This is a genomic window from Microbispora sp. NPDC049633, from assembly GCF_040675265.1.
Taxonomy (GTDB): domain Bacteria; phylum Actinomycetota; class Actinomycetes; order Streptosporangiales; family Streptosporangiaceae; genus Microbispora; species Microbispora maris.
In genome coordinates this window covers 25018-34209 of the sequence record NZ_JBFAOO010000074.1, presented here as the reverse complement: position 1 = coordinate 34209, position 9192 = coordinate 25018, and the positions used below count along the sequence as shown (strand labels likewise).

Genomic DNA, 9192 nt, shown 5'->3' with positions numbered 1-9192 from the left:
CCGCCGGGCTCGCCGCGGGGGGCGCACAACTCGTCGGGGGAACCACCCCACTCGGCCCCCATTTCACTCGGCGGGGCGGCCGCGGCCCGCGCGGCGGCCCGCGCCGTCTCCGTCGGTGTGAACGGCAGTTCCGGCCGCCGCGCCACCAACGCGGCGCCGGCGTGCACGGGAATGGTCATCACGGCCGCTCCCTCCTCGGGAGCCGGCCCGCCGGGCTCGTGCCACCCGACGTCGGCCGTGCGCAGCAGCTCGGTCATGGCCGCGACCAGTTCTCCCGGATCGTCGCGGACACGCTGCCCCAGCAGCAGCGCCTGGATGCCGGGGTCGATGAGGTCCCTGACCTGGGCGGGCACGACGACGGCGGCCACCCCGCCGGCCCGGTCGACCGCGCGCCACAGGTCGAGGGGCGTGAGTGTGGCCGGGGCCTCGACGATGAACTCGTCCAGTGCGTCGCAGCCTTCCGGCGCCATCGCCGCGCTGCCCGCGGGCGCGATCTGCAGGGCGAGGATGTTGCAGTGCAGCCGGGCGAACGCCCCGGCGAGCGCGGCGAGGCGGCCGGGGCGCTCGGCGACCCCGGCCCGCACCCGCCACAGGCTCGTGGGCTGCTCGGCCCTGACGCGGGCGCGCGGCCGTACGGCTCCCGAAGCCGACAGCCGCCTGTGCGCGGCGGAGCCGAGGATCAGCGCCAGGCCGAGACCGACGAGGACCACCGGACCGGGGTCCCGATGGCCGAGCAGAGTGGTGATCACGTGGGCGAGGCCGACGGCGAGGAAGAGCGCGGCCAGCTCCGCGATCTCCCGCCGCCAGGACCGCCGGTGATGCGGGCCGGGAGACGCGTGGCCGCCCCCGTCGGCGGCATTTCTCGGTTCGCTCATGTCCGGAAGTCTGACCAGGCGTTGTTACATGCTCACGGTCCGTGGAATGTCGCCCGCATTAATCCGCTTTCACCCGGCCGCCGTTCTCGCCGCCAGATCATCCGGACAACGGTCAGCCCGTCCTGACCCACAGGCAGAACGGATGCCCGGCCGGATCGAGGTAGACCCGCACGTCGTCCTGCGGCTGGTGGTCGGCGAGGGTCGCGCCGGCCTCGGCGGCGTGGGCGCCGGCCGTGTCGAGGTCGTCCACCTCGATGTCCAGATGGAGCATCATCTGCTGCTCCCCGGGCTCCGCGGGCCATACGGGCCGCTGGTAGAGCTTCTCGGTCTGGAACGACAGGCCCGTCCCGCCACCGGGCGGGCGCAACGTGACCCATCCGGGCTCGTCGGTGCCGATCGGCCAGCCCAGCAGCCGCTGGTAGAAGAGCGCCAGTTCACGTGGGTCGGGTGCGTTGAGCACCGCCGCCGTCAGGGTCAGGCGTGGGGTCATGCGTCCTCCTGGGATCGTCACCGTGCCGCTGCCCCGTTGCCCGGGGATGAATCTCGGGGGATGATCTTCAGGGCCATTTCGTATCCGTGGGAGCGATCCCATCGGCGAGGAGCGACGCATGGACGACTTCGGACACGCACCGGCGGGCATCGATCCCAATGTCCCCAGCGTCGCCCGGATGTACGACTACTACCTGGGCGGCAAGGACAACTTCCCGGCCGACCGGGAGGCCGCGGAGAAGATGCTCGCCATCGGCCGGCAGATGGGCAACGACGGGCGGGAGATCGCCCGGGAGAACCGCGGCTTCCTCGGCCGGGCCGTACGGCACCTGGCGCGGTCGGGCGTCACCCAGTTCGTCGACATCGGCGCCGGACTGCCGACGCAGGAGAACGTCCACCAGGTCGCGCAGCGGCACGCCCCGGGATCGCGGGTCGTGTACGTCGACAACGACGACGTCGTCCTGGTGCACGCGCGGGCGTTGCTGGCCGACAACCGGGACACGATGGTCATGCGCGGTGACCTGCGCGATCCCGGCGCCATCTTCGACGACCCGGCGGTGCGGGCCCACATCGACTTCACCCGGCCGTTCGCCGTCCTCCTGGTGTCGGTGCTGCACTTCGTGACCGACGACGAGGCGGCCGGCCGGATCGTGGCGGAGATACGCGAACGGCTGGTCCCGGGCGGCCACCTGGTGCTGTCGCACATCTACAAGGGCGACGTCGAGGAAGAGGTCGTCGAGGCGAGCAGGCAGGTCTACTCGGCCACCCCCTCCGGTGGGCTCGCGGGCAGGTCGCTGGCGCGGATCGCGTCCTACTTCGACGGCCTGGAGATCATCGAGCCCGGCCTCGTCCCGGTGCAGGCGTGGCGGCCCGACGTCCCCTGGGACGTGCCGACGGACCCGGGCCACTCCGGCATCGTGGGAGCCGTCGGCCGCAAACCCTGAGCGTCCTACCGCAGGGCGCGGGTGAGCACGTCGAGGGTGATCTCGATGACCTCGTCCGCGTCCGCCGTCACGGTCGCCGGGGCGTGCGCCGCGACGTCCGGCATGAGGCGGCGGGCCCCCGCCCGCAGCACGCCCCACGCCAGCTCGGCCCGTAGCGCGGGGTGGTCGGCCCCGGCCTCGCGCAGCGCGTCGGCGAGCGGCGCGATCAGCTCGCCGTGCAACTCGTCCACCCGGACCCGGCACTCGCCCGGCAGCCCGATCGCCTGCAGCGCCGGGATCAGCGCGTAGTCGGGGCTGCCGACGAAGTCCAGCGCGGCCCTGCCGTACGCGCGGATCCTGGCGGGCAGTGAGCCGTCCGGCGCGGCGGAGGGCGCGATGGCGGCGCGCAGCCGGGCCGACCAGCGGGGAAGGGCGTCTTCCACGAGCTGCGCCAGGATGTCGGCGGTGGAGGCGAAGTAGCGGTAGACGCTGGAGCGGGCCAGGCCGATCCGGGCGCCGACGGCCGCCGGGGTGAGCGCGTGCACACCCTCGGCGGCCAGGATCTCCCGCGCCGCCTCCAGCAGGGCGGCGTGCTGGTTGGCCCGGTGATCCGCGACGGTCGCCGCGCTGATCCTCGGCATCTCCCCCTCCAGGGTTCCTACATGTCCGGGTCGCGACCTCCAGTATCCGGCCCGCCCGCCGCGATTCGCTCCGGCGGCTCGTCCCGGACGACCGGTGTGCGGGGGAGCAGGAGGGTGACGCCGACTCCGGCCAGCAGCGCCAGCGCCGTGATGAACGTGACCCTGCGGGTCGCCTCGGCGGCCGCCTCGACCGCCACCGCGTGCACGACCGGGTCGCGGAGCGCGGGGATGGCGGCGCCGGCGCTCTCCTCGACCGCCCGTGCCGCACTCGTGCGCACCTGCGCGGGCCGGTCGGCGAGCCCGCGCTCGACGGCCGAGCCGAGCCCGGCCACCAGCACCCCGCCCAGGACGGCGACGCCCAGCGCCGCGCCGAGCTGGCGGACCGTGCTCTGGAGAGCGGACGCGCCTCCGGACAGGCGGGCCGGCACGTCGGCCATGAGGACGCCGGTGAGCTGCGCGGTGGCGAAGCCGATGCCCGCGCCGTAGAGGAGCAGCCACGGCACGGGCCGCCAGGGACCCATGTCCGGAGACAGGGACAGGCCGATCCCGGCCGCGCCGACGGCCTCCATGCCGAGGCCGATCCGCACGATGGCCCGGGCGGACCACCTCTTCGACAGCGGGGGCACCAGCCCGCCCGCGAGGAAGGTGCCGAGGGCCAGCGCGGCGATGACGAGCCCCGCCCGGAAGGCGGTGTAGCCGAGCGCGGACTGCAGGAAGAGCGGCAGCACGAGGATCATGCCGAACTCGCCGAGCGCCACGATCACCGCGGCCATCGCGCCGTAGCGGAAGCTCGGCAGCTCGAACAGCGTCAGGTCCACGAGCACGGGCCGCCCGGCGCGCTCGCGCCGCCGTTCGCGCACGACGAGGGCGACCAGCGCGAGGACGCCGACGCCGAAGGCGAACGGCACGGGGGAGACGCTCTCGAACCGCAGGCCGAACAGGTCGGCGGTCCGCCGCGGCTCCCACCAGCCGTACTTCTGGCCCTCGATCAGGGCGAAGACGACGCCGGTCGTGCCGAGCACGGCGAGGACGAGCCCGGCCAGATCGCCGCCCGCCGCGTGGCCGTCGCGCGACTCGGGCACCCGTAGCGAGCCGAGCAGGAGCAGCGCGCCGATGGGCAAATTGATCCAGAACGCGGCCCGCCAGCCGTGGTCGGTGACCAGCCAGCCCCCCACCAGCGGGCCGACGGCGGCCATGCCGCCGATGATGGAGCCCCACACCGCGAAGGCGATCACCCGCCGGCGGCCCACGTAGACGCGATTGATGATCGCGAGGGTCATCGGGACGGCCATCGCCGCCCCCACCCCCTGCACGGCCCGGACGCCGATGAGCATGGGCCCGTTCACCGACGTCGCCGCGAGCACGCTCGCCAGCAGGAAGACCGCGACGCCCAGGGCGAACAGGCGGCGCCTGCCGTACCGGTCACCGGCCCGGCCGAACGGGATGAGCAGCGCCGCGAACATCAGGGAGTAGATCGAGTTGACCCACTCCACGTCGGTGGCGCCGAGGCCCAGATCGGCGATGATCGCGGGCACCGCCACGTTCACGATCGTGGCGTCGATGACGACCATCGAAACACCGGTGGCGAGCACGACCAGGGGGAGCCAGCTCTGGCGGGAGTTTGGCGACGACATGTCGCGAACTATAGCAACGCGGTGTCGCCAAACTCCTCAGGAGGTGGCGCGGCGGGCGCGGGCGCGCCGTTTGCCCTCGTGCATCGCCTGGACGCGGGCGACAGGGATGGTGTGGCCTTCCTCGATGAGGTCGCGCGGCAGCCGCTGGGGCTCCGGCATGAGCGCGGCCCACGGGTCGCTCTCGCGCAGCAGGCCCGCCGCCGTGCGCACGGTGAAGTCGCCGGGCGTGACCCGGTCCAGGTCGTCCCAGGAGACCGGGAACGACACCGGGACGCCGGGCCGTACGCGCGGGCTGTAGGCGGCGACCACGGTCGCGCCGCCGGACCGGGTCGAGTCGATGAACACCCTGTCCCCCCGGTCCTCCCGGATGAACGCCGTCGTGGCGAGGGCGGGATCGAGACGCTCCGCGCGTACGCCGAGCGCGCGGGTGGCCGCGGCGACGTCCTCCGGAGTGTGCGCCTCCAGCGGTACGAACACGTGCAGGCCCTTGGCGCCGCTGGTCTTCACCGCCCCCGCCAGGCCTGCGTCGGCCAGCGCCCGGCCGGCCAGGCGCGCGGCGGCGACGGCCCGCGGGAACGCCTCGGCCGACGGCGGGTCGATGTCGAGCACGAGATGCGTGGGACGGTCCCACTCGCCGGCCCGGACGAGGGCGGGGTGATACTCCACCGCCCGCTGGTTGGCGAGCCACAGCAGGGTGCGCCGGTCGTCGCACAGGGCGTACGACACCCGCCGCTGTGACGACTCGGCCCACAGGGTGACCGTCCGCACGAAGTCCGGGGCGTAGGAGGGCACGTTCTTCTGCATGAACGGCGCCTGCCCCTGCCGCACCCGCACCACGGACAGCGGGCGCTCGCGCAGCACCGGGATGACGCGGTCGCGGACCGCGTCCAGGTAGTCGACCAGGTCGCGTTTGGTCGCGCCCGCGCCGTCGAACAGGGGCTGGTCGAGGTTGGTCAGCGTGACTCCGTCGCGAACCTCATCGCTGGTCATCCGATCACCATGCCCGCGACCGGCCGCCGGAATCAACGCCTGCGGGACTCAGCTCAATATATGAGACATATTTGCTCATATAGCGAGACGTATGAAACCGTGGCCGACATGGCGAACGAAACGGCCGTGTACACCCACGGCCACCACGAGTCCGTTCTGCGCTCCCACCGCTGGCGTACGGCCGCCAACTCGGCGGCGTACCTGCTGGGTGAGCTGAAGCCCCACATGCGGATCCTGGACGTCGGCTGCGGCCCGGGCACGATCACCGCCGACCTGGCCGAACGGGTGCCGCAGGGCGAGGTGATCGGTGTCGACAGCGAGCCGGGCGTCCTGGAGCAGGCGCGCCGGGAGGCGGAGGGACGCGGCCTGGGCAACGTCGGCTTCGCGACCGCCGACGTGCACGCGCTCGGCTACCCCGACGCGTCCTTCTGCGTCGTGCACGCCCACCAGGTCCTGCAACACGTCGGCGACCCGGTGGGCGCGCTGCGCGAGATGCGGCGGGTGACCAAGCCGGGCGGGATCGTGGCGGTCCGCGACTCCGACTACGCCGGTTTCGTGTGGTATCCGCGGATCCCGGTCCTGGACGACTGGCTGGACCTCTACCGCCGGGTGGCCCGCGCCAACGGCGGCGAGCCCGACGCCGGGCGCCGGCTGCGCGCCTGGGCGAGGGAGGCGGGCTTCACCGAGATCACCTCGTCGTCGGCCACCTGGTGCTATGCCACCCCCGAGGAGCGGGCCTGGTGGGGCGGCCTGTGGGCCGACCGCACGGTGCAGTCCTCCTATGCCCAGCGTGTGATCGAGGGCGGCCACGCCACGCGGGACGACCTGGGCCGGATCGCCGACGGCTGGCGGGAATGGGCCGCGAGCGAGGACGGCTGGTTCAGCGTCCTGCACGGCGAGATCCTCTGCCGCGTGACCTGACCCGGCCGCGCCCGCCGGGAGCCAGGGGGCAGGATGGAGGTGTGACTGGCTGCCGTGTGCTGCCCGAGGAGGGGTAGAGATGCGGTCGGCGGCGGGGGACCCGGTGACGCTGTTCCTGTGCGGCGACGTCATGCTGGGGCGGGGCGTCGACCAGATCCTCCCGCGCCCGGGCGACCCCGCGCTGGAGGAGTCGTGCGTCCGGGACGCCCGGGAGTACGTCGAACTGGCGGAGGCGGCCAACGGCCCGATCCCGCGCCCGACCGGCTACTCCTGGCCCTGGGGCGACGCACTTGAGGTGCTCGACGAGGCCGCCCCCGACGTACGCGTGCTGAACCTGGAGACGAGTGTCACCCGCAGCCGTGACTTCGCGCCCGGCAAGCAGGTGCATTACCGGATGAATCCGGCCAACATCACTGCCTTGGCCGTGGCCCGGCCCGACGTGTGCGTGCTGGCCAACAACCACGTGCTCGACTTCGGCGTACCCGGGCTCACGGAGACGCTGGACACGCTGGCGGGGGCCGGGCTGGACCAGGCGGGCGCGGGACGGGACGAGGGCGAGGCGTGGCGGCCCGCGGTCGTGGCCCTGCCGGGCGGCGGACGGGTCCTGGTGTTCGCGGTGGCGATGCCGTCCAGCGGAGTCCCCGGCGGCTGGGCGGCGGCCCGGGACCGGCCCGGCGTCGCCTATCTCCCCGAGCCCACGCGCGACGCCGCGGCGGAGACGGTCCGGCGCGTACGGCAGGTCAAGCAGCCGGGGGACATCGCGGTCGTCTCCGTCCACTGGGGGTCCAACTGGGGCTACGAGGTCGGGGACGACCAGGTCGAGTTCGCGCACGCGCTGATCGAGGGCGGCGTCGACCTCGTCCACGGCCACTCCTCCCACCATCCCCGGCCGGTGGAGGTGTACCGGGACCGGCTGATCCTCTACGGCTGCGGCGACTTCATCGACGACTACGAGGGCATCACCGGCTACGAGGAGTACCGCGACGACCTGCGGCTGCTGTACTTCGTCACCGTCGAGGCGACGGCCGATGCCGCGCCGGGACGGCTGCTGGAGCTGCGGATGGCGCCGATGCGGGCCGTGCGGATGCGGCTGCGGCACGCCCGCCGTGAGGACCGCGAGTGGCTGCTGGCGACGCTCGACGGGATCTGCCGGGAGTTCGGCGCGCGGGTCGGACCGGCGCCCGGCGGCACACTCGCCCTCGCACCGGCCGCGTAGGAGGTGGTCACATGCTGGTCCGCGAGATCATGACGACGCCGGTGGTGACGGTCAGGCGCACCGCGACGATCAAGCAGGCCGTCCGCCTGCTGTACGAGCAGGACATCACGGCCGCGCCGGTGGTCGACGCGGCCGGGCGGATGGTCGGCGTCGTCAGCGAGATGGACCTGCTGCGCGGCGAGTTCGGCGCAAACCCCCGGGCGTTCCTGCGCCCCGAGGCCCTGCCCACCGGCAGGCCGGCCGCACTCGTCGAGGAGGTCATGACGCCGCGTGTCGCCACGGTCGGGGACGGCGCCGACACCATGGACCTGGTCGAACTGATGATCACGACGGGGGTGAAGAGCGTCCCCGTCCTGCGCGACGACGAACTCGTGGGGATCGTCAGCCGGCGCGACCTGATGGGCCTGCTGGCCCAGGGCGACGAGCGGATCCGCGAGGACGTGCTCGCGGCGCTGCGCGACTGCGCCGACACGGCGTCCTTCGGCGCGGCCGTGCGCGACGGCGTGGTCGAGTTGCACGGCGCGGGAGACGAGCGGTCGGCCCGCATCGCCGAGCTGGTCGCCCGTACCGTCCCCGGCGTGGCCGACGTCGTCTTCCCCGAGGGCCTGGTGAGCTAGCTCCGTCCACTCTCCTCGGCGCAAACGGACCACGTAAGCCGCAATCGATCGCCGCCGGCGCCGGAGTGACCCCCGAGCGGGTGCTTGACGAGGTCGTCCCGCAAAGCATGGGCATCAGCACCGGCCGGATCACCGAGCCCGGCGAGGTCGCCGACCTGGTGCTGTTCCTCGCCTCGGCCCGCTCCGCCAACACCACCGGCGCTGATTTCACCATCGACGGCGGCCAGGTCAAGGCCTTGTGACCGCACTTACCCGCACTCATGAGGGAGGTCTCCGCGGATAGGGCAGTCGTCTCGGACGAGAGCGATGCCGCGGACCGTGCTTCGGAAGCGGTCGAAGGTCCAGGCCAGGGATTCGCGGCTCGCCCCCGGCGGCTCCCGTCAGCGGATCAGGGCGCGGGTGAGGAGGCGGTGCAGGACGTCCTGCTCTTCCGGGGCCAGAGGGGCCAGGGGGGAGTCCTGGAGCACCAACTCGAGGAGGCGTTCGCGGAGTTCGGTGCCCTTGGGGGTCAGGACGAGCTGCTTGGCGCGGCGGTCGTCGGGGTGTGGATGGCGTTCGAGGTAGCCCTGCTCTTCGAGGCGATCGGCGACGAAGGTGGCATTGGAGGGCTCGCAGCTCATCCGTTCGGCGAGTTCGCGCAGGGTCATGGGGCGGGTCAGCTCGCACAGCGCGGTGCCCTGTGAGGCGGTCAGCCCGAGGGTGGCCGCCCGAACCCGAAGGTGGACTTCGATCTGATTGGCCAGGCCCTTGACCAGGCCGCACAGCTGGCGGTCGGCATGGGATCGGGTCTCGCGCTCGGTGCCCATCTCATGAGTTTACTACGATCTACGTTTATTGCAACTTATATAGTTGCAACTAGAGATATTCGAGTTGTAGCTTTTGGCTC

General features: G+C 72.9%; 11 protein-coding genes. 5 read left to right on the top strand and 6 right to left on the bottom strand.

Features of this window, described 5'->3' with window-relative positions; all coding sequences use genetic code 11:
- The coding region (locus AB0J39_RS20365) for a hypothetical protein (protein WP_363466868.1) at nt 1–875 on the bottom strand (875 nt) is incomplete at its 3' end.
- A 112-nt stretch (nt 876–987) separates the two neighbouring features.
- On the bottom strand, nt 988–1365 hold the full coding sequence (locus AB0J39_RS20360; RefSeq protein ID WP_363466865.1) for a VOC family protein: 378 nt from the start codon (nt 1363–1365) through the stop codon (nt 988–990).
- 118 nt (nt 1366–1483) lie between these two features.
- Between AB0J39_RS20360 and AB0J39_RS20355 the strand changes: the two genes are divergently transcribed.
- Nucleotides 1484–2308 (top strand): SAM-dependent methyltransferase, encoded by an 825-nt coding sequence (locus AB0J39_RS20355; protein ID WP_363466862.1) that lies wholly within the window; start codon nt 1484–1486, stop codon nt 2306–2308.
- Between the two features lie 5 nt (nt 2309–2313).
- Here AB0J39_RS20355 and AB0J39_RS20350 read toward each other — a convergent pair whose 3' ends face one another.
- From AB0J39_RS20350 to AB0J39_RS20340, 3 genes are read right to left on the bottom strand one after another with little or no spacing between them, the layout of a single operon-like run.
- The gene (locus AB0J39_RS20350; protein ID WP_363466859.1) at nt 2314–2928 is read right to left on the bottom strand and encodes a helix-turn-helix domain-containing protein; all 615 of its coding nucleotides are present in this window, start codon (nt 2926–2928) and stop codon (nt 2314–2316) included.
- A 17-nt stretch (nt 2929–2945) separates the two neighbouring features.
- Nucleotides 2946–4562, bottom strand: coding sequence for an MFS transporter (locus AB0J39_RS20345; RefSeq protein ID WP_363466856.1), 1617 nt, complete (start codon nt 4560–4562; stop codon nt 2946–2948).
- A 36-nt stretch (nt 4563–4598) separates the two neighbouring features.
- A complete protein-coding gene (locus tag AB0J39_RS20340) occupies nt 4599–5552 on the bottom strand; it encodes an ATP-dependent DNA ligase (RefSeq protein ID WP_363466854.1) in 954 nt (317 codons plus the stop codon).
- Between the two features lie 108 nt (nt 5553–5660).
- On the opposite strand from AB0J39_RS20340, the gene AB0J39_RS20335 reads away from it, so the two are divergent.
- The 4 genes from AB0J39_RS20335 to AB0J39_RS20320 all read left to right on the top strand — a co-directional run bounded on the left by AB0J39_RS20335 (nt 5661) and on the right by AB0J39_RS20320 (nt 8548).
- Nucleotides 5661–6473: a methyltransferase domain-containing protein gene (locus AB0J39_RS20335; protein WP_363466851.1), complete on the top strand. Its 813-nt coding sequence runs from the start codon at nt 5661–5663 to the stop codon at nt 6471–6473.
- A 79-nt stretch (nt 6474–6552) separates the two neighbouring features.
- Nucleotides 6553–7689, top strand: a complete 1137-nt coding sequence (locus AB0J39_RS20330) for a CapA family protein (RefSeq protein WP_363466848.1) — start codon at nt 6553–6555, stop codon at nt 7687–7689.
- An 11-nt stretch (nt 7690–7700) separates the two neighbouring features.
- Nucleotides 7701–8306 carry a CBS domain-containing protein gene (locus AB0J39_RS20325; RefSeq protein WP_363466845.1) on the top strand — a complete coding sequence of 202 codons (606 nt, stop codon included), beginning with the start codon at nt 7701–7703 and terminating at the stop codon, nt 8304–8306.
- Between the two features lie 107 nt (nt 8307–8413).
- Nucleotides 8414–8548 (top strand): SDR family oxidoreductase, encoded by a 135-nt coding sequence (locus AB0J39_RS20320; protein WP_363466843.1) that lies wholly within the window; start codon nt 8414–8416, stop codon nt 8546–8548.
- A 138-nt stretch (nt 8549–8686) separates the two neighbouring features.
- Here AB0J39_RS20320 and AB0J39_RS20315 read toward each other — a convergent pair whose 3' ends face one another.
- Nucleotides 8687–9112 carry a MarR family transcriptional regulator gene (locus tag AB0J39_RS20315; RefSeq protein WP_363466840.1) on the bottom strand — a complete coding sequence of 142 codons (426 nt, stop codon included), beginning with the start codon at nt 9110–9112 and terminating at the stop codon, nt 8687–8689.
- Nucleotides 9113–9192: the final 80 nt, after the last annotated feature.